This is a genomic window from uncultured Thalassolituus sp. (genome assembly GCF_950066645.1).
Taxonomy (GTDB): domain Bacteria; phylum Pseudomonadota; class Gammaproteobacteria; order Pseudomonadales; family Oceanobacteraceae; genus Thalassolituus.
Window position 1 is genome coordinate 111,172 of record NZ_CATMFB010000012.1, and the last position, 20,699, is coordinate 131,870.

Annotated in this window: 35 protein-coding genes and 1 pseudogene; 7 read left to right on the forward strand and 29 right to left on the reverse strand. The window is 51.9% G+C overall.

Features of this window, described 5'->3' with window-relative positions; translation table 11 throughout:
- Positions 1–60: 60 nt before the first annotated feature.
- The 7 genes from Q1L85_RS12215 to Q1L85_RS12245 all read left to right on the forward strand — a co-directional run bounded on the left by Q1L85_RS12215 (position 61) and on the right by Q1L85_RS12245 (position 6,530).
- Positions 61–894: a TRAP transporter TatT component family protein gene (locus Q1L85_RS12215; RefSeq protein ID WP_300433242.1), complete on the forward strand. Its 834-nt coding sequence runs from the start codon at positions 61–63 to the stop codon at positions 892–894.
- Between the two features lie 7 nt (positions 895–901).
- Entirely contained in the window at positions 902–1,894 is a 993-nt protein-coding gene (dctP, locus tag Q1L85_RS12220; RefSeq protein WP_300428305.1) for a TRAP transporter substrate-binding protein DctP, read from the forward strand.
- Positions 1,894–2,373: a TRAP transporter small permease gene (locus tag Q1L85_RS12225; protein ID WP_300428306.1), complete on the forward strand. Its 480-nt coding sequence runs from the start codon at positions 1,894–1,896 to the stop codon at positions 2,371–2,373. The genes dctP and Q1L85_RS12225 overlap by 1 nt, the downstream gene beginning before the upstream one ends.
- Entirely contained in the window at positions 2,370–3,650 is a 1,281-nt protein-coding gene (locus Q1L85_RS12230; RefSeq protein WP_300433245.1) for a TRAP transporter large permease, read from the forward strand. The genes Q1L85_RS12225 and Q1L85_RS12230 overlap by 4 nt, the downstream gene beginning before the upstream one ends.
- Before the next feature lie 184 nt (positions 3,651–3,834).
- Positions 3,835–4,704 (forward strand): alpha/beta hydrolase, encoded by an 870-nt coding sequence (locus Q1L85_RS12235; protein WP_300428308.1) that lies wholly within the window; start codon positions 3,835–3,837, stop codon positions 4,702–4,704.
- A gap of 229 nt (positions 4,705–4,933) precedes the next feature.
- Positions 4,934–5,782 (forward strand): hypothetical protein, encoded by an 849-nt coding sequence (locus Q1L85_RS12240; protein ID WP_300428309.1) that lies wholly within the window; start codon positions 4,934–4,936, stop codon positions 5,780–5,782.
- The gene (locus Q1L85_RS12245; RefSeq protein WP_300433247.1) at positions 5,775–6,530 is read left to right on the forward strand and encodes a hypothetical protein; all 756 of its coding nucleotides are present in this window, start codon (positions 5,775–5,777) and stop codon (positions 6,528–6,530) included. Before Q1L85_RS12240 ends, Q1L85_RS12245 begins: the two co-directional genes overlap by 8 nt.
- Positions 6,531–6,582: 52 nt before the next feature.
- On the opposite strand, the gene rplQ is transcribed toward Q1L85_RS12245, so the two are convergent.
- The 29 genes and pseudogenes from rplQ to tuf form a co-directional block, all read right to left on the reverse strand.
- Entirely contained in the window at positions 6,583–6,978 is a 396-nt protein-coding gene (rplQ, locus tag Q1L85_RS12250) for a 50S ribosomal protein L17 (protein ID WP_300428311.1), read from the reverse strand.
- A gap of 32 nt (positions 6,979–7,010) precedes the next feature.
- Positions 7,011–8,012: a DNA-directed RNA polymerase subunit alpha gene (locus Q1L85_RS12255; protein ID WP_300428312.1), complete on the reverse strand. Its 1,002-nt coding sequence runs from the start codon at positions 8,010–8,012 to the stop codon at positions 7,011–7,013.
- Positions 8,013–8,034: 22 nt separating this feature from the next.
- On the reverse strand, positions 8,035–8,655 hold the full coding sequence (gene rpsD / locus Q1L85_RS12260) for a 30S ribosomal protein S4 (protein ID WP_300428313.1): 621 nt from the start codon (positions 8,653–8,655) through the stop codon (positions 8,035–8,037).
- Positions 8,656–8,667: 12 nt separating this feature from the next.
- Positions 8,668–9,057: a 30S ribosomal protein S11 gene (gene rpsK / locus Q1L85_RS12265; protein ID WP_068443303.1), complete on the reverse strand. Its 390-nt coding sequence runs from the start codon at positions 9,055–9,057 to the stop codon at positions 8,668–8,670.
- A gap of 83 nt (positions 9,058–9,140) precedes the next feature.
- Positions 9,141–9,497: a 30S ribosomal protein S13 gene (rpsM, locus tag Q1L85_RS12270; RefSeq protein WP_300433252.1), complete on the reverse strand. Its 357-nt coding sequence runs from the start codon at positions 9,495–9,497 to the stop codon at positions 9,141–9,143.
- A 105-nt stretch (positions 9,498–9,602) separates the two neighbouring features.
- Complete coding sequence (gene rpmJ, locus Q1L85_RS12275; RefSeq protein WP_300433254.1) at positions 9,603–9,719, reverse strand: 50S ribosomal protein L36; 117 nt, start codon at positions 9,717–9,719, stop codon at positions 9,603–9,605.
- 27 nt (positions 9,720–9,746) lie between these two features.
- Complete coding sequence (secY, locus tag Q1L85_RS12280) at positions 9,747–11,069, reverse strand: preprotein translocase subunit SecY (RefSeq protein ID WP_300433258.1); 1,323 nt, start codon at positions 11,067–11,069, stop codon at positions 9,747–9,749.
- The gene (gene rplO / locus Q1L85_RS12285; protein ID WP_300433260.1) at positions 11,069–11,503 is read right to left on the reverse strand and encodes a 50S ribosomal protein L15; all 435 of its coding nucleotides are present in this window, start codon (positions 11,501–11,503) and stop codon (positions 11,069–11,071) included. The genes secY and rplO overlap by 1 nt, the downstream gene beginning before the upstream one ends.
- A gap of 1 nt (position 11,504) precedes the next feature.
- A complete protein-coding gene (rpmD, locus tag Q1L85_RS12290) occupies positions 11,505–11,690 on the reverse strand; it encodes a 50S ribosomal protein L30 (protein ID WP_300433262.1) in 186 nt (61 codons plus the stop codon).
- Between the two features lie 6 nt (positions 11,691–11,696).
- Positions 11,697–12,206: a 30S ribosomal protein S5 gene (rpsE, locus tag Q1L85_RS12295; RefSeq protein ID WP_300433264.1), complete on the reverse strand. Its 510-nt coding sequence runs from the start codon at positions 12,204–12,206 to the stop codon at positions 11,697–11,699.
- Positions 12,207–12,217: 11 nt separating this feature from the next.
- The gene (gene rplR, locus Q1L85_RS12300; protein ID WP_300433266.1) at positions 12,218–12,568 is read right to left on the reverse strand and encodes a 50S ribosomal protein L18; all 351 of its coding nucleotides are present in this window, start codon (positions 12,566–12,568) and stop codon (positions 12,218–12,220) included.
- A gap of 10 nt (positions 12,569–12,578) precedes the next feature.
- Positions 12,579–13,112, reverse strand: a complete 534-nt coding sequence (gene rplF / locus Q1L85_RS12305; protein ID WP_300433268.1) for a 50S ribosomal protein L6 — start codon at positions 13,110–13,112, stop codon at positions 12,579–12,581.
- A gap of 11 nt (positions 13,113–13,123) precedes the next feature.
- Positions 13,124–13,516, reverse strand: coding sequence for a 30S ribosomal protein S8 (gene rpsH, locus Q1L85_RS12310; protein WP_300433269.1), 393 nt, complete (start codon positions 13,514–13,516; stop codon positions 13,124–13,126).
- A gap of 89 nt (positions 13,517–13,605) precedes the next feature.
- Positions 13,606–13,911, reverse strand: coding sequence for a 30S ribosomal protein S14 (gene rpsN / locus Q1L85_RS12315; protein ID WP_300433271.1), 306 nt, complete (start codon positions 13,909–13,911; stop codon positions 13,606–13,608).
- 10 nt (positions 13,912–13,921) lie between these two features.
- The gene (gene rplE, locus Q1L85_RS12320) at positions 13,922–14,461 is read right to left on the reverse strand and encodes a 50S ribosomal protein L5 (RefSeq protein ID WP_300433273.1); all 540 of its coding nucleotides are present in this window, start codon (positions 14,459–14,461) and stop codon (positions 13,922–13,924) included.
- Between the two features lie 17 nt (positions 14,462–14,478).
- The gene (gene rplX / locus Q1L85_RS12325) at positions 14,479–14,793 is read right to left on the reverse strand and encodes a 50S ribosomal protein L24 (RefSeq protein WP_300433275.1); all 315 of its coding nucleotides are present in this window, start codon (positions 14,791–14,793) and stop codon (positions 14,479–14,481) included.
- Between the two features lie 15 nt (positions 14,794–14,808).
- Positions 14,809–15,177 carry a 50S ribosomal protein L14 gene (gene rplN, locus Q1L85_RS12330; protein ID WP_015488533.1) on the reverse strand — a complete coding sequence of 123 codons (369 nt, stop codon included), beginning with the start codon at positions 15,175–15,177 and terminating at the stop codon, positions 14,809–14,811.
- A gap of 32 nt (positions 15,178–15,209) precedes the next feature.
- Positions 15,210–15,476, reverse strand: a complete 267-nt coding sequence (gene rpsQ / locus Q1L85_RS12335; protein ID WP_300433278.1) for a 30S ribosomal protein S17 — start codon at positions 15,474–15,476, stop codon at positions 15,210–15,212.
- Between the two features lie 2 nt (positions 15,477–15,478).
- Positions 15,479–15,670 carry a 50S ribosomal protein L29 gene (gene rpmC / locus Q1L85_RS12340; RefSeq protein WP_300433299.1) on the reverse strand — a complete coding sequence of 64 codons (192 nt, stop codon included), beginning with the start codon at positions 15,668–15,670 and terminating at the stop codon, positions 15,479–15,481.
- Positions 15,670–16,083, reverse strand: a complete 414-nt coding sequence (gene rplP / locus Q1L85_RS12345; protein ID WP_300433280.1) for a 50S ribosomal protein L16 — start codon at positions 16,081–16,083, stop codon at positions 15,670–15,672. The genes rpmC and rplP overlap by 1 nt, the downstream gene beginning before the upstream one ends.
- Before the next feature lie 12 nt (positions 16,084–16,095).
- The gene (gene rpsC, locus Q1L85_RS12350) at positions 16,096–16,785 is read right to left on the reverse strand and encodes a 30S ribosomal protein S3 (protein ID WP_300433283.1); all 690 of its coding nucleotides are present in this window, start codon (positions 16,783–16,785) and stop codon (positions 16,096–16,098) included.
- Positions 16,786–16,797: 12 nt separating this feature from the next.
- Complete coding sequence (gene rplV / locus Q1L85_RS12355) at positions 16,798–17,130, reverse strand: 50S ribosomal protein L22 (RefSeq protein WP_300433285.1); 333 nt, start codon at positions 17,128–17,130, stop codon at positions 16,798–16,800.
- A gap of 13 nt (positions 17,131–17,143) precedes the next feature.
- Entirely contained in the window at positions 17,144–17,419 is a 276-nt protein-coding gene (gene rpsS / locus Q1L85_RS12360; protein ID WP_300433287.1) for a 30S ribosomal protein S19, read from the reverse strand.
- 17 nt (positions 17,420–17,436) lie between these two features.
- Complete coding sequence (rplB, locus tag Q1L85_RS12365; protein WP_300433289.1) at positions 17,437–18,264, reverse strand: 50S ribosomal protein L2; 828 nt, start codon at positions 18,262–18,264, stop codon at positions 17,437–17,439.
- A 14-nt stretch (positions 18,265–18,278) separates the two neighbouring features.
- Entirely contained in the window at positions 18,279–18,575 is a 297-nt protein-coding gene (rplW, locus tag Q1L85_RS12370; protein WP_300433291.1) for a 50S ribosomal protein L23, read from the reverse strand.
- On the reverse strand, positions 18,572–19,174 hold the full coding sequence (gene rplD, locus Q1L85_RS12375; RefSeq protein WP_300433293.1) for a 50S ribosomal protein L4: 603 nt from the start codon (positions 19,172–19,174) through the stop codon (positions 18,572–18,574). The genes rplW and rplD overlap by 4 nt, the downstream gene beginning before the upstream one ends.
- Before the next feature lie 3 nt (positions 19,175–19,177).
- Positions 19,178–19,810 (reverse strand): 50S ribosomal protein L3, encoded by a 633-nt coding sequence (gene rplC / locus Q1L85_RS12380; protein WP_300433295.1) that lies wholly within the window; start codon positions 19,808–19,810, stop codon positions 19,178–19,180.
- A gap of 104 nt (positions 19,811–19,914) precedes the next feature.
- Positions 19,915–20,226 (reverse strand): 30S ribosomal protein S10, encoded by a 312-nt coding sequence (rpsJ, locus tag Q1L85_RS12385; RefSeq protein ID WP_068443270.1) that lies wholly within the window; start codon positions 20,224–20,226, stop codon positions 19,915–19,917.
- A 221-nt stretch (positions 20,227–20,447) separates the two neighbouring features.
- Positions 20,448–20,699, reverse strand: a pseudogene (gene tuf / locus Q1L85_RS12390) (elongation factor Tu); the annotation flags it as partial.

Sequence of the window (20,699 nt, forward strand, 5' to 3'; positions counted from 1 at the left end):
CGGGTGAAACACCCCGCCCCGCAGTGTACAATCGCCGCACACTCATTTGCCGACATAATTATGAAACGCATACTGTCTGTCGTACTGACTCTGATGCTCAGTGGCTGTGCCGTGACCCAGCTACCCGATAACCTCTCCCGCGCCATGCTCAACCAGGACGATCCGTCCGTTGTTGCAGCAGGCGCACCGGCCTACCTGCTGATGCTGGATGCCCTGATCCTCACCTATCCGGAAAATGAACGTTTCCTGCTGGCGGGCGCACAACTCTACGGTGCCTATGCCGGTGTCTTTGCACAGGATGAAGAACAGGCCGCAGGCATGGCTGATAAGGCCATGGAATACGCCCGCCGCGCACTGTGCGAATACGACGATAAAGCCTGTGATCTGGTGGATGGTCCGGCCGACGACCTGCTCAGTGGCCTGAAAGCCCGCTATGACGAAAGCGATATTGAAATCTTTTATGCCTATGGTGCGGCCTGGGCAGGCTGGATTCAGGCGAATACCAGTGACTGGAATGCGATCGCTCAGGTCGGCAAAGTCAAAACGCTGATGCAATGGGTTGCGGGTTATGACGAGGGTTATGACAACGCGACCGTGCAGGTTTATCTGGGCGTACTGGAAAGCCAGCTGCCGCCTTCTGTCGGAGGCAAACCTGAAATTGGTCAGGCACATTTTGAAAAAGCAATTGAACTGACAGAGGGCCAGCACCTGATGGCGAAGGTGCTCTACGCCAAGCAGTTTGCCCGACTGATGTTTGAACAGGAACTGCACGACCGTCTGCTTCAGGAAGTACTGGATGCCGACCCTTATGCCGAAGGCCTGACCCTGGTCAACCGCCTGGCGCAACGTCAGGCTGCCGCACTGTTAGCCGAATCTGCCGATTACTTTGAGTGAGATCCCTATGAGAATTTTTGCTTTTGTTCTGCTGTTGGTCAGCATGATCACACCGGCCACCCACGCCGCGACTCTTAAAATTGCCACACTGGCGCCAGACGGTACCAGCTGGATGAAAGTCATGCGCCAGGCCGCCGATGACATTAAGGCAGAAACGGAAGGCCGGGTAAAAATTAAATTTTTCCCGGGTGGCGTTCAGGGCAGCGACCAGAGCGTATTGCGTAAAATGCGTATCGGACAACTTCAGGGCGGCGCTATCGCGACCGGATCTCTGATTAACATCGCTCCAGCGTCGCAGCTCTACAATCTGCCATTCACCTTCCGCAATCTGGAAGAAATCCGTACCGTGCGTAAAGAATTCGATCCTTTCATCGCCAGTGAACTTGAGAAGAAAGGTTACGTGGTTCTGGGTATCTCTGAAGCGGGCTTCGCTTACATGATGTCGGGTGAGCCTATCCGCACCTCTGAGGACGCACGCCAGCAGAAAGTCTGGGTACCGGAAGGCGATCTGATTGGCGCCACCACGTTTGAAAACGGCGGTGTAGAACCTATCTCTCTGCCTGTCTCTGACGTGTACACCAGCCTGCAAACCGGCCTCATCGATACCATCGTCGTTAACGCATCGTCTGCCATTGCGCTGCAGTGGCACACCAAAGTGAAGTACGTAACCGATTATCCGCTGCTGTTTCTGACAGGCACCATCGTGGTTGATCAGAAAGCCTTCCGCAAAATCGCTCCTGCCGATCAGGCCGTTGTAAAGCGCATCATGGCAGCCGCGTTTGCCAGCATGGACGAACAGAACGAGAAAGACGAAGCCGGCGCCCGCGAAGCACTCGCACAGAACGGTATCGAGTTTGTAGAGCTGTCTGAAGAAGACAAGCAAGCCTGGCTGGAGCTGGCAACCAGTGCCGTCAATGAACTTGCCGGCAAAGGTATCTACCCGGTCGAGGAATTCAAAAAGCTGCAGCAGCGTCTGCAGACTCTGCGTCAGGAGCCTTAATGAAACGACTCCTGCTCTGGGTTCATCGCGCAGAAGACACCGTGTTGGTGCTTCTGCTGCTGAGTATGATTGTGCTCGCAGGCTACGACATCCTGGCGCGCAGCCTCTTCGGAGGCGGTGTGTCGTGGATTCCGCCACTGTTGCGGGTGATGGTTCTCTGGATCGGATTGCTGGGAGCCTTGCTGGCCACCCGTACCCGTGAACACATCAGTATTGATCTGATCTCAAAGCTCGGTGGACCTCTGCTGAACCGCGTTGCTGCCTCTGTCACCCTGCTGTTTGCAGCCGCCGTCTGTGGGCTGGTTGGCTGGTATTCAGCCCAGTACGTGCAACTGGCGTTTGAGTTTCAGGACATCGCCTTTGGCGAGATTCCGGCCTGGCCTCTGCAGCTGATTATTCCGTTCAGCTTCTCCCTGATGGCACTGCGCTTCCTGATACAGGGGCTTGCTTCTGCTGCCGGCAAGGAGTTCAGCGCATGAGTCTGCTAATTCCTGCAATTCTGTTACTGCTTGCACTGGCCGGCGCTCCACTATTCGCGGTGATCGCTGCGTCAGCCATGTGGGGGTTCTTCCAGACCGACGTCGACCTGCAGGTCATGGCAGTCGAGATATACCGCGTGGCTGAAATGCCGGTACTGATCGCGATCCCATTGTTTACCTTCGCAGGGTATCTGATGGGCGAGAGCAAAGCACCACAACGTCTGGTCCGTATCACCGATGCGTTTCTGGGCTGGATGCCTGGAGGCCTCGCTATCGTGGCTCTGGCGGCCTGCGCCCTGTTTACTGCTTTTACCGGTGCATCGGGTGTGACGATCGTTGCCCTGGGCGCCCTTCTCGTTCCAGCGCTGCAGAAGGCTGGCTACCGTGAGAACTTCAACCTGGGCCTGGTCACTACCTCCGGCTCTCTCGGGCTTCTCTTTGCACCGTCGCTGCCTCTGATCCTGTATGGCGTCATAGCCCAGCAGATGTCACTGGATACGCCGGTCAGTATCGATGATCTTTTCCTCGCCGGTATTTTGCCCGGTCTGCTGATGCTGACAGCTCTGTCGCTCTACAGTGCCTGGCAATCCCGTCATCTGCCGAAGTCGAACCATAAGTTTGATCGCAGTGAAGCACTGGCGGCCATCAAAGACAGCGCCTGGGAAATTCCACTGCCGTTCGTAGTACTGGGTGGCATCTACGGTGGCTTTTTTGCTGTCTCTGAAGCCGCGGCGATTACTGCGTTCTATGTACTGATCGTCACTGTGCTGATCCGCCGCGAAATATCCTTCACGCAACTGCCCGCAGTGATGCGTGACTCAATGAAGCTGGTAGGCGCCATTCTGCTGATTCTGGCAGTATCACTGGCATCGACCAACTACATGATTGACGCCGGCGTCCCGGAAGCCGTGTTCGAGACGATTCAGGCGCATGTCAGTGACGGTTTCACTTTCCTGCTGCTGCTAACCATCTTCCTGCTGATCCTGGGCATGATGCTGGACATTTTCTCGGCCATCGTGATCATGATCCCGATCATACTGCCCATCGCTGTCCAGTACGGGATTCACCCGATTCACCTCGGGATCCTGTTCCTGGCCAACATGCAGCTCGGTTACTTCACCCCACCGGTGGGGATGAACCTGTTTATTGCCAGCTTCCGCTTCAATAAACCTGTGATGACACTTTATCGCGCCACGCTGCCGTTTTTCTTTATACTGCTCGCTACCGTGCTGATTATTACTTACTGGCCCGGCCTGAGCCTCGTGCTTGTGGAGTGACGACGTTTCGTGAACATTGTCTGACGCTTCTTTACCGCCCCTTGCCCATGTTGACCAGGGCCCGGCGTAAAGTAGCAGTTATGGCTCAGGCCATGTTCATGATCGCCTCTTTCACAGCGGCACCCAAAACCTGTTTTGGCGGGCTCCCAACGGCCCGCCATTTTTTTGCCCGAAGGAAAGTGTCATGCCTGTGATGGAAGCCATCGTACGTCAGGTCGTCCGAGCTGTTGTTAAACCCAATTTACACCCCCGTGTTTCAATCGCGACGCAGCGAAAGCGCCTGGATCTGCTCCGTTTTGTGCCTATGCCACACGGCATCCGCGAGACCGAGACAACACTCGCAGGGGTACCCGCCAGGCGCCTGACGCCATCCGTCAGCACCGGTGCCATCCTGTATCTGCATGGTGGTGCTTATTGCATCGGATCACCCGCCAGTCACAAAGAGATGGTGGCTCGCGTAGCACGCACGACCGAACGAGAAGCCTTTCTGATCGATTACCGGCTTGCCCCCGAGCACACCTACCCGAACGCAGTCAAAGACGCGCTCAAGGCTTACACAGCGCTTCTGGAAGAGCATCAGGACATCGTCATTATGGGTGACTCCGCTGGCGGTGGCCTGAGCATGGCACTGATGCAGGAAATTAATAAAACCGAACTGGCTCACCCGAATGCTCTCGTGCTGTTCTCCCCCTGGTGTGACCTCACCTGCTCCGGTGCGAGCCTGGATACTCACAAACGGCGGGACCCAATGCTCAGCCCAGCCTGGCTGACCAGCTCGGCCGATCTGTACGCGGGAGCAACCGAGAAGAAGCATCCCGGGCTTTCCCCCCTGTTCGGGGATCTTTCAGGATTTCCTAAAACGCTGATTCAGGTTGGCTCTGAAGAAATTCTTCTCTCTGACGCAGAGAGGGCCAGTGTTGCTCTCAAGTCAGCCGGAAGTGAATGCGAACTGCAGGTGTTCGACGGCATGTGGCATGTATTTCAGGTGCACGCCTCGATACTTAAACGATCCCGCAAAGCATTGTACAAAGTGGCTGCATTTATTAACCGCTAGCCAGCAGGGCGCATAGCGACATTGATCATTTCATCCACATTTAATAATTTAACGGTTCAATGTGCGATGATGTATTTCAAGGATGATTGCCGTGTTCAGGTTTGCTTCCCGCTTAGGCCTCTTTCTGACCCTCTCCGCTGTAACACTGACCGTTATGTGGCTGACCAGACCCGCACACCTTATCTGGTCAACCATTGGAGCATCTCCGGTTAATCAGGTAGAGCTGATATTGAGTGACTACCTGCTCAGTTTTCTGATTATCCCTCTGCTCTACTCTTTTTTCGTAGCAATCCGCCCATCACGAAATCACCGCCTGACCATCACTGCGTTGACCTTAATATGCACTCTCAGCGAATGCAGCCAGTCAGCCATGAGTTCAATGACCTTTGATCCCGGCGATGTCCTTGCGATCTTATTGTCATCCGGTGTTTGTTTTTTTGCGGATAGCTATCGCACGAAAGCGCGCATAGAAGAGCCATCTCTGAAGCTGATCCTCATTTTTGCCATTCCATTACAATATGCCTGCCAAGACGAGCCGTGCTATGAAAAAGAGCCAAGCGAATGTGATGCTATTATCTGGCTCACGTGGGAACAGATAAGAGCAGACATTACACCGGAGTATGGTGATACCCAACAGCTTGAGCGCCCAGGAAAGTTACTGAGCGCCCCTGGCGAACTACTCGTCGTTGACCGTTATAAGGGTTTTCATGTGTTCGACACTTCAGACCCACTCAACCCGATGCGTCTCGCGTATATTCCTCTGCCAGGGGTTACGGATGTAACTACAGACGGGGCTTACCTTTATGCAAACGCATTCACCGATGTGGTTACTCTGCCCATTGACTCTTTACGTGACCGTTCCTTTGTTCCAGGAGATGAAAGAAGGATCAAAGACACCCTCACTTTTCCATCTCGTCAGTTTATCGCCAACACCCTTCTGTGGCTTAACCCTGAAGATCTGAATAGGCTCCTTGATGGGAATTACGGTGTACCTGTCGGTTTCCATAAGTATCTGGGACAACAGACGCTCTACGGTGAAGTCGTTGAGACGGAAGATGGAGGGCAGGAAATTGAATAAGCATTGTATTTCGGTCGTCGTCCTCAGCGCAGCTCTCACTGGGTGTCAGACCGACAACTCGGAAAGTTCCGACAACACTATATCAACGGGTGCAGTCGCGGGATCTACCGCAGCTCTGACTTACCAGAATGGTCATCTGGTTGTCCTCGATGGTGACCATATTCTCGCGTATCGCTTTCCGGACGAAGGCCTCGCTGAATTGACAGGAAGCTACAGCGTTCAGGGCGCCGAAACTGTATTTCCGGAAGGTGAAAGTACACTTTATATCGGCCGCAATGGTGGCGCATCCATCCTCAACCTGGACGAAAATGGGGAATTCAGTCTATTGGGTGAAGCGAACCATATCGTCAGTTGCGACCCGGTGATTGTGGATTCAGGGATCATGTACCTGACGTTAAGAAGTGGTAACAACTGTGCCAATCCGAACGGCGCAAATGAACTCCAGGTCTGGGAGGTCTCGGACCCAGCAGAGCCGACAATGCTCGCGACTCTGGCAATGCCAAATCCATTCGGACTATCAAAAAACGGCGACGCACTCTGGATATGTACGGGGAATGGTTTAGCTCGGGTAAACGTCGCTGACGGTACGAACCCCGTACTGGAGACCACCTACCCCGAAATCCTTTGCAACGACATTATCATCCGAAGCGAAGCAGAAGCTTACGTGACATCCGACGACGCCATTTATCTGATCGACCTCTCCGGAACATCACCAACAATACTCTCCGACATCACCCCCGGTGAATAGACACAAAAAAACCCGCACTAGGCGGGTTTTTTTGTCTGTACAGAGATCTGTATCAGTCTTCAGTGACAACGTCTTCTGCTGCTTCAGCAACAGGACGGTCAACCAGTTCAACGAACGCCATTGGCGCGTTGTCACCGGCACGGAAGCCACATTTCATAATACGAATGTAGCCACCCGGACGGCTCTGGTAACGAGGACCGAGATCAGTGAACAGTTTACCTACTGCTTCTTTGCTACGAGTACGAGCAAAGGCCAGACGGCGGTTAGCAACTGAATCAACCTTTGCAAGGGTGATCAGAGGCTCAGCTACACGACGCAGCTCTTTCGCCTTTGGCAGAGTAGTCTTGATGATTTCATGCTCGAACAGGCTCACCGCCATGTTTTTAAACATGGCTTGACGGTGTGCGCTTGTACGATTGAAGTGACGACCACTTTTACGATGACGCATGGTTAAATTCCTTAACTAACTGATCGAACCGCTTACGCGAGAACTTTGTCGTCGTTACGGAGGCTGGCAGGTGGCCAGTTCTCCAGGTGCATACCCAACGACAGTCCACGGGAAGCAAGTACGTCTTTAATTTCAGTCAGAGACTTCTTACCCAAGTTAGGTGTTTTGAGCAGCTCAACTTCTGTGCGCTGGATCAGATCACCAATGTAGTAGATGTTTTCAGCCTTCAGACAGTTGGCAGAGCGAACGGTCAGCTCCAGATCGTCCACAGGACGCAGGAGAATCGGATCGATCTCTTCTTCTTCACGAACCTGTTCAACGACTTCGTCGTTTTCGAGGTTAACGAAGATAGCCAGCTGCTGCTGCAGGATGGTCGCGGAACGACGGATAGCTTCTTCCGGATCAATAGTACCGTTGGTTTCCAGGTCGATGATCAACTTGTCCAGGTCGGTACGCTGTTCCACACGAGCGCTTTCAACGCTGTAAGAAACACGCTTAACCGGGCTGTAAGTTGCATCCAGCTGAAGTTTACCAATGGCTTTAGTCTCTTCATCGTTCTGGTTACGAGCTTCAACAGTTTCGTAACCACGACCAGATGAGATCTTCAGAGTCATCTTAAGCTCAGCACCATCACCAAGATTGGCGATCACGTGTGCTGGGTTTGCGATGTCTACGCCATGATCCAGTTGAATATCGGCAGCCGTCACTACGCCCGGACCAGTCTTGGTCAGAGTCAGAGTGGCTTCGTCACGCTCATGCAATTTGACCGCAACACCTTTCAGGTTAAGCAGGATTTCAATCACGTCTTCCTGAACGCCGTCGATCGCACTGTACTCATGCAGGACACCATCGATCTCACATTCGACGATCGCTGCGCCCGGCATAGAAGACAGAAGGATACGACGCAATGCGTTACCAAGTGTGTGGCCAAAACCGCGCTCAAGCGGCTCCAGTGTCACCTTGGCGTGGGTATTGGAAACCTCATCCACCTGAATGTGGCGAGGTGTCAAAAATTCATTAACTGCGCGCTGCATAGCTGCCCCTTAGTTTCCTCTATTACTTAGAGTAAAGTTCCACGATGAGGTTTTCGTTGATCTCTGCAGAGAGATCAGTACGCTCAGGAACTGCTTTGAAAGTCCCTTCCATCTTGCTGGCATTAACGTCGATCCAGCCACAGTCAGAACGCTGACCAGCCAGTTCGAGTGCAGTCTTGATGCGATCCTGAGACTTTGACTTCTCACGGATAGCTACCACATCACCGCCCTTAACCTGGAAGGAAGGAATGTTAACTGACTTACCGTTAACTGTGATTGCCTTGTGAGACACCAGCTGACGTGCTTCCGCACGAGTAGAGCCGAAGCCCATACGATAAACAACGTTATCGAGACGGGATTCCAGCAGCTGGAGCAGGTTTTCACCAGTAGCGCCCTTACGACGGGCAGCTTCTTTGTAGTAGCTACGGAACTGCTTCTCAAGGATGCCGTACAGACGACGAACCTTCTGCTTTTCACGCAGCTGCAGACCGTAATCAGACAGACGACCACGACCAGCGCCATGTACGCCAGGCTTGGTTTCTGCTTTACATTTAGTATCCAGTGCACGAACACCGCTCTTCAGGAACAGGTCAGTTCCTTCACGACGGGCAAGTTTACACTTAGGACCAATATAACGTGCCATTTCTCAGCCTCCTTATACGCGACGCTTCTTAGGTGGACGACAGCCGTTATGTGGGATCGGAGTAACATCAGTGATGTTAGTGATCTTGTATCCACATGCGTTCAGAGCGCGGACTGCTGATTCACGACCTGGACCTGGGCCTTTAACCTCAACGTCCAGATTCTTCAGACCGTACTCTTTGGCTGCTTCGCCAGCGCGCTCCGCGGCAACCTGAGCTGCGAAAGGAGTGCTTTTACGGGAACCACGGAAACCAGAACCACCCGCAGTTGCCCATGAAAGAGCATTACCCTGACGGTCAGTGATGGTCACGATGGTGTTGTTAAAAGAGGCGTGGATGTGCGCAATGCCATCGACTACCGTCTTTTTAACCTTTTTCTTGGTTGATCTTTGTGGCTTAGCCATTTTTAAATCCTGCTTTTAATATCAACACTGCAACAAGTCGAATGCAGCTACACTAAAAGGCCAGATCCAAAGTAATCGTGAGATTACTTACGGATCGGCTTACGCGGACCCTTACGGGTACGTGCGTTCGTTTTAGTACGCTGACCACGAAGCGGCAGGCTGCGACGGTGGCGGATACCACGGAAACAACCCATGTCCATCAGTCGTTTGATGTTCATCTGAGTCTCACGACGCAGATCACCTTCAACTGTGAACTTACTGACTTCGTTACGAACAACATCGAGCTGATCTTCGCTCAGGTCACCAATAATGGTGTTCTCAGCGATGCCAGTAGCGGCACAGATCTGCTTCGCAGTAGTCTTACCAATGCCAAAGACATAGGTCAGAGAAATAACTGCATGCTTGTTGTCAGGAATGTTGACACCGGCAATACGGGCCATGTCTAACTCCGTTACACTTTACTTAATGAAAGGGCGCCGAATACTACAGGTCGCCTGCTTAAAAAGCAAGCGACCTGATTTCAACGCCCGGCCTTGTCGGGGATATTAACCCTGACGTTGTTTGTGCTTTGGATCTACAGAGCAGATCACACGCACACTGCCGTTACGACGAATGATTTTGCATTCGCGGCAGATTTTCTTAACAGACGCACGTACTTTCATGACGTTCTCCTGATTCCGGAAGCAGCCTTAACGGCGGCTCCCGTAATTATTAAGGTTTGCCTTTTTCATCAGTCCTTCGTACTGATGAGACATCAGGTGAGACTGAACCTGTGCCATAAAGTCCATCACAACCACGACTACGATCAGCAGTGATGTGCCGCCGAAGTAGAAAGGCACTTCTGCAGCAACAACCAGAAGCTGTGGCAACAGACATACCGCTGTGATGTAGAGCGAACCGAACAGAGTCAGACGCCCAAGGACCGTGTCGATGTAATTCGCTGTCTGTACACCCGGGCGGATGCCTGGGATAAACGCACCGGACTTCTTCAGGTTTTCAGCTACATCACGCGGATTGAACATCAACGCGGTATAGAAGTAGCAGAAGAAGATAATCCCTGCGGAAAACAGCACAATATACAACGGCTGGCTAGGTGCCAGGGCAAGACTGATGTCCTGCAGCCATTCCATACCTTCGCCCTGACCGAACCATTGCCCCAGAGACGCTGGGAACAACAGCAGAGACGACGCGAAGATGGCTGGAATAACACCGGCCATATTCAGTTTCAGCGGCAGATGACTGGTCTGCGCAGCAAAGACCTGACGGCCCTGCTGGCGCTTGGCATAGTTGATAGTGATACGACGCTGGCCGCGTTCAACGAACACAACAAACGCGATCACAGCAACCGCAAGAACAGCAATAATAAGCAGAAGCGCCCAGTTCAGCTCGCCAGTGCGAGCGGATTCAAACGCCTGTGCTAATGCAGATGGAAGACCTGCAACAATACCGGCGAAAATCAGAATGGAAATACCATTACCGATACCCCGTTCAGTTACCTGCTCACCCAGCCACATCATAAATACCGCACCGGCGACAAACGACGGTACTGCTGCGATATAGAAATCGAGGCCAGTTGAGAAAGTAACGCCCTGTCCGGCCAGGCCTGCGGATACACCGAAGGCCTGTACAGTCGCCAACAGGACGGTACCGTAACGGGTGTACTGGGTAATCTTACGACGACCCGCTTCACCTTCTTTCTTAAGCTGCTCAAGCTGCGGGCTCACCGCGGTCAGCAACTGCATGATAATCGACGCAGAGATGTAGGGCATGATACCCAGCGCAAGAATACTCATGCGCTCCAGTGCACCACCGGAAAACATGTTAAACATTTCCAGGATTGTGCCCTGGTTCTGCTCAAACAGTCGTGCCAGTGAGTCCGGGTTAATCCCTGGTACCGGAATATGGGTACCAATCCGATATACAACAATCGCCAGGATCACAAAACGGATGCGAGCCCAGAGCTCGCCTAGTCCTGATTGCATCCCTGCCGGGAGTGAGCCTTGCTTAGCCATTAGTCTTCGACCTTACCACCTGCTGCTTCGATAGCAGCCTTAGCGCCTTTAGTGACTTTCAGACCTTTCACAGTCACAGCTTTGCTTACTTCGCCAGACAGAATCACGCGAGCTTCTTTAATCTTCTCGCCGATAACGTCTGCAGCTTTCAGTGCTGCCAGATCTACAACATCACCTTCAACCAGAGTCAGTTCGTTGAGACGGATCTCTGCAACGTACTGGGCTTTACGTGAAGTAAAACCAAACTTTGGCAGACGACGGTGGATAGGCATCTGACCGCCTTCAAAACCTGGAGCCACTTTACCGCCAGAGCGGGACTTCTGACCTTTGTGACCACGACCACCAGTCTTACCCAGACCGGAGCCGATACCACGGCCAACACGCTTAGCAGCAGGCTTAGAACCAGGAGCCGGGCTCAATTCGTTGAGACGCATATTACTCCCCTTCTACCTTAACCATGTACTGAACCAGGTTGATCATACCGCGAACAGAAGGAGTATCTTCCAGTTCAACGGTGTGACCGATGCGACGAAGACCCAAACCTTTCATGGTCTCGCGGTGCTTTGGCAGCTTGCCAATAGTGCTGCGAGTCTGGGTTACTTTAACGGTTTTCTTAGCCATGTCAGATTACCCCAGAATGTCTTCGACTGACTTACCACGCTTCGCTGCAACCTGCTCAGGTGACTTCATCTGCGCCAGACCGTTAAAGGTCGCGCGGACTACGTTCACTGGGTTGGTAGAGCCGTAGCACTTGGCCAGTACGTTTTTAACACCAACCATCTCCAGAACGGCGCGCATTGCACCACCGGCGATGATACCTGTACCTTCAGAAGCAGGCTGCATGAAGATCTGAGAACCGGAGTGAGATGCTTTCACTGGGTACTGCAGAGTCGAACCGTCCAGCTGGACGTCGATCATGTTACGTTTAGCCTGTTCCATTGCCTTCTGGATAGCAGTTGGTACTTCACGGGACTTACCGCGACCGAAGCCAACGCGACCGTTGCCATCACCTACCACAGTCAGAGCTGTGAAAGCGAAGATACGACCACCTTTAACTACTTTGGCTACTCGGTTTACCTGAACCAGCTTTTCCTGAAGTTCACTTTCGTTACGTTCGATACGTTCGTTGTTTGCCATGGTAATACCCCTTAGAACTCAAGGCCGCTTTCACGAGCCGCGTCAGCCAGAGCTTTAACACGACCATGGTATTTAAAACCGGAACGATCGAAGGCTACTTTGGTCACGCCAGCGGCTTTCGCGCGCTCTGCGATCATCTGACCAACTTTAGTAGCTGCAGAAACATTACCAGTCGTTTCGCTACGCAGATCGGCTTCAACAGTTGAAGCAGAAGCCAGGACAACAGCGCCGTTGGCAGAAATGACCTGAGCGTAGATGTGTCTGGGCGTACGGTGAACGCACAGACGTACCGCGCCTTTCTCACGGATGTTTACCCGTGTTTTAGCGGCACGGCGCAGACGAGCTTTTTTCTTCTCATTCATGGCCTAGCCCTTATTTTTTCTTGGCTTCTTTACGACGCACATTTTCATCAGCATAACGAACACCCTTACCTTTATAAGGCTCTGGTGGACGATAGCCACGGATTTCGGCTGCAACCTGACCAACCTGCTGCTTGTCGATACCTTTGATAACGACTTCAGTCTGGCTTGGAGTCTCAGCAGTCACGCCTTCTGGCAGCGTGTAATCCACTGGATGTGAGAAGCCGAGAGACAGGTTCAGAGTGTTACCAGCTGCTTTCGCACGGTAACCAACACCCTGAAGCACCAGTTTCTTTTCAAAGCCTACGCTGACACCGGTAACCATATTGTTTACCAGGGCACGGAAAGTACCGGCCAGAGCGTTAGACTGTTTGTCAGCAGCTTTAGGAGCGAACTTCAGCACGTTCTCTTCCTGGCTGATTGCCACAGAAGCGTGAACGTCGAGTTCCAGCTGACCTTGCTTGCCTTTGATTGTGATCTTGTCGTCAGCCAGCTTGACTTCAACGCCAGCTGGGATTGCGACAGGAGCTTTTGCTACGCGGGACATCGTTATACTCCTTAGAATACGGTCGCGATGACTTCGCCGCCAACACCCGCAGCACGGGCAGCGCGGTCAGTCATTACGCCTTTAGAAGTAGAAACGATGGCAACACCCAGACCTGCTTCAACTTTCGGCAGCTCGGTGGTACCGCGGTACTGACGCAGACCAGGACGGCTAACACGCTGAATGCGCTCAATAACCGGCTTGCCTTCGTAGTACTTCAGTTCGATGGTCATGGTTGGCTTTGCTTCACCATCCACTGCGAAACCAGCGATGTAGCCTTCAGCTTCAAGAACTTCAGCTACAGATTTCTTGATCTTTGAAGACGGCATGCTCACAGACGTATGACCAGCTTGCTGGGCATTACGAATGCGGGTGAACATATCCGCCAACGTATCTTGCATACTCATTTGATATACCTCGGTTGTACAGCGCCCCTCTGAATAGCAGAACGCGCACCTGAAAATCAGGCGCGCATTCTACATGCAAAGGGAATTGCTTACCAACTAGCTTTTTTCAGGCCAGGCACGTTACCTTTCATACCTTCTTCACGCAGTTTAATACGTGAGAGTTTGAATTTACGGTAAACGGCGTGCGGACGACCTGTCATCTGACAACGACGCTGCAGACGGCTTGGTGAAGAATCACGTGGCAGTTGCTGCAGAGCCTGTTGTGCGTTCCAGCGATCTTCGTCAGAAGACGCTGGATTTTTGATGATGGCTTTCAGTTCTTCGCGCTTGGCAGCGAACTTGGCAACCAGTTTCTCACGCTTCAGCTCGCGCTGCTTCATGCTAATTTTGGCCATGGTTCACTCCTCAGTTGCGGAACGGGAACTGCAGCGCTTTCAGCAAAGCGCGGCCTTCATCGTTAGTTTTAGCCGTGGTGGTGATGGTCACATCCATACCGCGGATCTTGTCTACTTTATCGTATTCAATTTCCGGGAAGATGATCTGTTCCTTCACACCCATGCTGTAGTTACCACGACCGTCGAAAGACTTGCCGTTAATACCACGGAAGTCACGCACACGTGGCAGAGCGATATCGATCAGACGATCCATAAACTCCCACATGCGGTCGCGGCGCAGAGTAACTTTACAGCCGATCGGCCAGCCTTCACGGACTTTAAAGCCCGCGACTGATTTACGTGCCTTAGTGACAACAACTTTCTGACCAGCGATTGCTTCCATATCGGCTACAGCGCTGTCCATCAGTTTCTTGTCACCCAGTGCTTCACCAACACCCATGTTCAGGGTGATTTTAGAAACACGTGGCACTTCCATCGGATTCTTGTAACCAAACTCTTCAGTCAGCTTGGCTACTACTTCAGTTTTGTACAGTTCTTTTAAACGTGACATAGCAGTATCCAGTCCTATCAGGCGTCAACTTGATCGCCAGTGGATTTGAAGATACGTACCTTGCTTTCGCCTTCAACTTTGAAGCCAACACGGTCGGCTTTCTCAGTTTTCGGGTTCCAGATAGCAACGTTAGAAACCTGAATGCTGGCTTCTTTTTCAACAATGCCACCTGGCTGCTGCAGGTACGGGTTTGGTTTCTGGTGTTTTTTCACCATGTTGATGCCAGTAACAATCAGACGACCGTCAGCCAGTACTTTCTGTACCTTGCCGCGCTTGCCTTTGTCTTTACCAGCAATAACCACTACTTCGTCATTTCTGCGAATCTTCAACATTTTCGTTCCCTCTCCTTAAAGCACTTCAGGTGCAAGGGAAATGATCTTCATGAACTGCTCAGAGCGCAGTTCACGAGTCACAGGGCCAAAGATACGAGTACCGATCGGCGCCAGAGACGCGTTCAGCAGTACTGCAGAGTTGGTGTCGAAACGGATGATAGATCCGTCAGGACGACGTACACCTTTACGGGTACGTACAACTACTGCGTTCATTACCTGGCCTTTCTTTACTTTACCGCGTGGAATTGCTTCCTTCACGGATACCTTGATCAGGTCACCGATACCAGCGTAACGACGATGTGAGCCGCCCAGTACTTTAATGCACTGTACGCGCTTCGCGCCGCTGTTGTCGGCAACGTCAAGCATGGATTGCGTTTGGATCATGCCTACTCGCTCCTAACTACATGCGCCCGGTATTAAACCTTGGCGGCGCGCTCGTCGATACTTACCAGCGCCCAAGTCTTGTTTTTAGACAGTGGACGTGACTCTTTTACTGTAACGGTGTCACCAATCTGACATTCGTTATTGGCATCGTGTGCCATTACTTTCGTGGATTTCTTCACGAATTTTTTGTAGATCGGGTGCTTAACAAAGCGCTCGATCTGAACAGTGATGGACTTGTCCATCTTGTTGCTTACTACGCGACCGGTCAGGGTGCGTACAGCTTTCGTAGTATCAGTCATGATCATTCACCTGCCTTACTAGCCAGCACGGTTTTCACGCGAGCGATATCACGACGAGTTTCGCGAAGCAGGTGGGTCTGACCCAGCTGGTTAGTCGCTTTGCTCATGCGCAGCTTGAATTGCTCGCCTAACAGTTCTTCGAGCTGAGAGTTCAGCTCAGCTACTGACTTTTCTTTCAGTTCACTTGCTTTCATCACAGCACCGTCCGTTTAACAAACTGTGTTTCAAATGGCAGTTTGGCGGCAGCCAGAGCGAAGGCTTCACGTGCCAGTTCTTCGGACACACCTTCCATCTCGTACAGGACTTTGCCTGGCTTGATCTGGCAAACCCAGTACTCAACGTTACCCTTACCTTTACCCATACGAACCTCAAGAGGCTTCTCGGTAATAGGCTTATCTGGGAAAACGCGGATCCAGATTTTACCACCACGTTTAATTTTACGAGTCATCGCACGACGCGCTGCCTCGATCTGACGTGAAGTCATACGACCACGGCCAGTTGCTTTCAGTGCGTACTCACCGAAGCTAACCTTTGATCCGCGTGTAGCGAGACCACGGTTACGGCCGGTCTGGACTTTACGGAACTTGGTACGTTTTGGTAACAACATAACTCAATCCCCTTATGAACGGCCGGTCTTTTTCTTACCCTGGTTTTTAGCGCGCTCACGAACTTCTTCGATACCGCCCAGGATCTCACCTTTGAAGATCCAGACTTTCACGCCAATAACACCATAGGTAGTGTGTGCTTCGTAAGTTGCGTAGTCGATATCCGCACGCAGAGTGTGCAGTGGAACACGACCTTCGCGATACCACTCAGAACGAGCGATCTCAGCACCACCCAGACGACCACTCACCTGGATCTTGATACCTTCTGCACCGCCACGCATTGCGTTCTGTACCGCGCGCTTCATAGCACGACGGAACATCACACGACGCTCAAGCTGGTTTGCAACAGACTGTGCAACCAGTTTGGCATCCAGATCAGGCTTACGAACTTCTTCGATGTTGATGTGTACCGGAATACCCATCAGCTCGCTTACATCTTTACGCAGAACTTCTACGTCTTCACCTTTCTTACCGATCACGATGCCTGGACGGGCAGTGTGGATGGTAACTTTGGCGTTTTGCGCTGGACGCTCAATAACGACCTTGCTCACTGAAGCTTTTTCAAGACGCTTTTCGATCAGAGAACGAACAGCGATGTCAGCCAGCAGGTTGTCGGCGTACTTATCCTTACCGGCATACCAGACCGAGTTATGGTCTTTGGTGATACCTAAACGGATACCGGTTGGATGAACTTTCTGACCCATCTGACCAACTCCTTATTCTGAAACTTTCACAGTGATGTGACAGGTACGTTTAAAGATACGGTCCGCACGGCCTTTAGCACGTGGACGGATACGCTTCATAGTCATACCTTCGCCTACAAACGCGGTAGAAACACGCAGTTCGTCGACGTCAGCACCATTGTTATGCTCAGCGTTGGCGATAGCAGATTCCAGCACCTTCTTAACAATGTCAGCACCTTTCTTGTTGCTGAACGCCAGGATTTCCAGCGCTTCGGCAACATTTTTGCCACGAATGGTATCAACTACCAGGCGAGCTTTCTGTGCAGACAATCGAGCACCACGTAATACAGCGGCTACTTCAGACATACTTCACCTCTTATTAACGTTTGGCTTTCTTATCCGCAACGTGACCCTTGTAGGTACGGGTCAGAGCGAATTCGCCGAGTTTATGACCAACCATGTCTTCAGTTACGAAAACAGGCACGTGCTGTTTGCCGTTATGTACGGCGATAGTCAGTCCCACGAAATCCGGGAAGATCGTGGAACGGCGGGACCAGGTCTTGATCGGACGTTTGTCGTTAGCCTCAAGAGCGGTCTCTACCTTTTTCATCAAGTGGTGGTCGATAAATGGACCTTTTTTCAATGAACGTGGCACAGTTCAATCCTCTCTAATTATTTCGCAGAACGACGACGTACGATCAGCTTATCGGTACGCTTATTCTTACGAGTCTTGTAACCCTTAGTCGGAACACCCCATGGAGTCACCGGATGACGACCACCTGAAGTACGACCCTCACCACCACCGTGTGGGTGATCTACTGGGTTCATTACCACACCGCGAACGGTAGGACGAACACCACGCCAGCGCGTTGCACCAGCTTTACCCAGCTCACGGAGTGAGTGTTCAGAGTTACCAACTTCACCCAGAGTAGCGCGGCAATCTGTCAGCACTTTACGCATCTCGCCAGAGCGCAGACGCAGTGTGCAGTACGCACCTTCACGGGCAACCAGCTGAGCAGATGCACCAGCAGAACGAGCCATCTGGCCGCCCTTACCTGGCTTAAGCTCAACGTTGTGAATAGTGCTACCAACCGGTACGTTGCGCAGAGACATAGCGCTACCTACTTTGATCGGTGCATCTTCACCAGACAGTACCTGATCACCAGCGGACAGACCTTTTGGTGCCAGGATGTAACGACGTTCACCGTCTGCGTACTTCAGCAGTGCGATGTTTGCGCTACGGTTCGGATCGTATTCCAGACGCTCAACAACTGCTGGGATACCATCTTTGTCACGTTTGAAGTCAACCATACGGTAGTGGTGCTTGTGACCACCGCCAATGTGACGGGTAGTGATGCGACCGTTGTTGTTACGACCACCACTTTTTGACTTCTTCTCAAGCAGAGCTGCGAAAGGCTTGCCTTTGTGCAGTTCATTATTAACGACTTTTACCAGGTGACGACGGCCAGCAGAAGTCGGTTTAGTTTTCACCAATGCCATGACTTAAGCTCCTCTTATTCCGCGTCAGCGAAGTCGATGTCCTGGCCATCAGCAAGACGAACATATGCTTTACGCACATCGTTACGCTTACCCATGCCACGAGCAGTACGCTTGGTTTTGCCTTTAATGTTGACGGTCTGTACGGACTGAACTTTCACTTCGAACAGAGCTTCAACAGCTTTCTTAATTTCTGGCTTAGTTGCATCAGGTGCTACACGGAACACGTACTGACCAACTTTGTCTGCCAGGATGGTGGCCTTCTCAGAAATATGAGGAGCTACCAGCACCTTGTAGATACGTTCACGGTTCATGCGTAAGCCTCCTCAAGCTTCTTCAGGGCAGGCACAGTCACCAGGACTTTTTCGAACGCAATCAGGCTTACCGGATCGATAGCAGACGCTTCAGTAACACCAACGTGTGGGACGTTACGGGAAGCCAGATACAGATTCTCGTTCACATCGTCAGAAACGATCAGCACATTCTGCAGGTCGAATTCTTTCAGCTTGGCAACAAACTCTTTGGTCTTGTGGCTGTCTACGTCAAACGCATCAGCAACAACCAGACGCTCTTGACGTACCAGTTCTGACAGAATGGACTGCATCGCAGCGCGATACATTTTCTTGTTTACTTTCTGCTCATAGTTACGTGGCTTAGCAGCGAATGTAACACCACCTGAACGCCAGATCGGAGAAGTAGCAGTACCGGCACGCGCACGGCCTGTACCTTTCTGACGGAATGGCTTCTTACCACCGCCAGCGACTTCTGCACGAGTCTTCTGAGCTTTAGTACCCTGGCGACCGCCTGCCATATAAGCAGTAACGATCTGATGAACCAGAGCTTCGTTGAATTCACGACCGAAAGTAGTTTCGGAAACAGCTACTGCTGCACCAGTGTTTGTTTTCAGTTCCATTGCTTACCCCTTAGCCTTTACAGCTGGTTTAACAACAACGTCGGAACCAGGTGCACCTGGAACAGCACCTTTGATGAGGAGCAGATTGTTTTCCGCGTCAACGCGAACAATCTCGAGCATCTGAGTAGTTTGCTTCTCAGCGCCCATGTGACCCGCCATCTTCTTGCCTTTCCATACGCGACCAGGGGTCTGACACTGGCCGATAGAGCCAGGCGCACGGTGAGACAGGGAGTTACCGTGAGTTGCGTCCTGAGTAGCAAAGTTCCAGCGCTTAACGCCACCCTGGAAACCTTTACCTTTTGTCGAGCCGGTTACGTCAACTTTCTGGCCTGCTTCAAACAGAGCGACAGTCAGTTCCTGACCAGCTTCAAAAGCTTCTTCAGTACGGAACTCAATAAGACCACGACCAGCAGTCACGTTTGCTTTCGCAAAGTGGCCAGCCTCTGGCTTAGAAACGCGAGACGCTTTCTTCTCGCCGAATGCAACCTGAATTGCACTGTAGCCATCAGTTTCAGGAGTTTTCACCTGAGTAACGCGGTTAGGCGCTACCTGCAGCACAGTAACAGCAACAGATTGACCTTCTTCAGTAAATACACGGGTCATACCCGCCTTTTTACCGACAATACCAATTGCCATGTTGTTTTCCTCTCGTGTACGGGGCTTCAACCCGCTATGGCCGCCCTTTTTCAAGAATTCTGAGTACGGGCGTTACACAGAGCCTTGTGGAAAATCCTTAAGGATTAACCCAGGCTGATCTGAACTTCCACACCGGCAGCCAGATCAAGTTTCATCAGCGCGTCTACAGTTTTTTCTGTAGGCTCAACGATGTCGAGCATGCGCTTGTGCGTACGGATTTCGTACTGGTCACGCGCGTCTTTGTTAACGTGCGGAGAAACCAGAACGGTGTAACGCTCTTTACGTGTAGGCAGTGGGATAGGACCACGTACCTGAGCGCCCGTGCGCTTAGCCGTATCGACGATTTCCTGAGTCGAAGTATCGATCAGGCGATGGTCGAACGCCTTCAGACGGATACGGATTCGTTGGTTTTGCATACCAAACTCCAGTTAATGTGCTTGAGCTTGCGGTTTCCCCAGATAATAGGGGACGCGAATTGTATGCAGCTATTGGTTATCTGTCAACCAACTTTGAGAGATGCGGGGAAGCGGTGCGGGAAGAATGAAAAAGCCCGCATAAAGCGGGCTTCTTTCAGGTTCTGCATCTGTTCTTTCGGAAGCAATTGAGCGTTACCGAAGAAGCAATGCAGGTAGCTCAATCACTCAACGATTTTAGCTACAACGCCGGCGCCTACAGTACGGCCACCTTCACGGATAGCGAAGCGCAGACCTTCGTCCATCGCGATTGGAGCGATCAGAGTCACAGTCAGAGTGACGTTATCACCTGGCATTACCATTTCTACGCCGTCTGGCAGCTCAACTGCACCAGTTACGTCAGTAGTACGGAAGTAGAACTGTGGACGGTAACCTTTGAAGAATGGAGTGTGACGACCACCTTCATCTTTACCCAG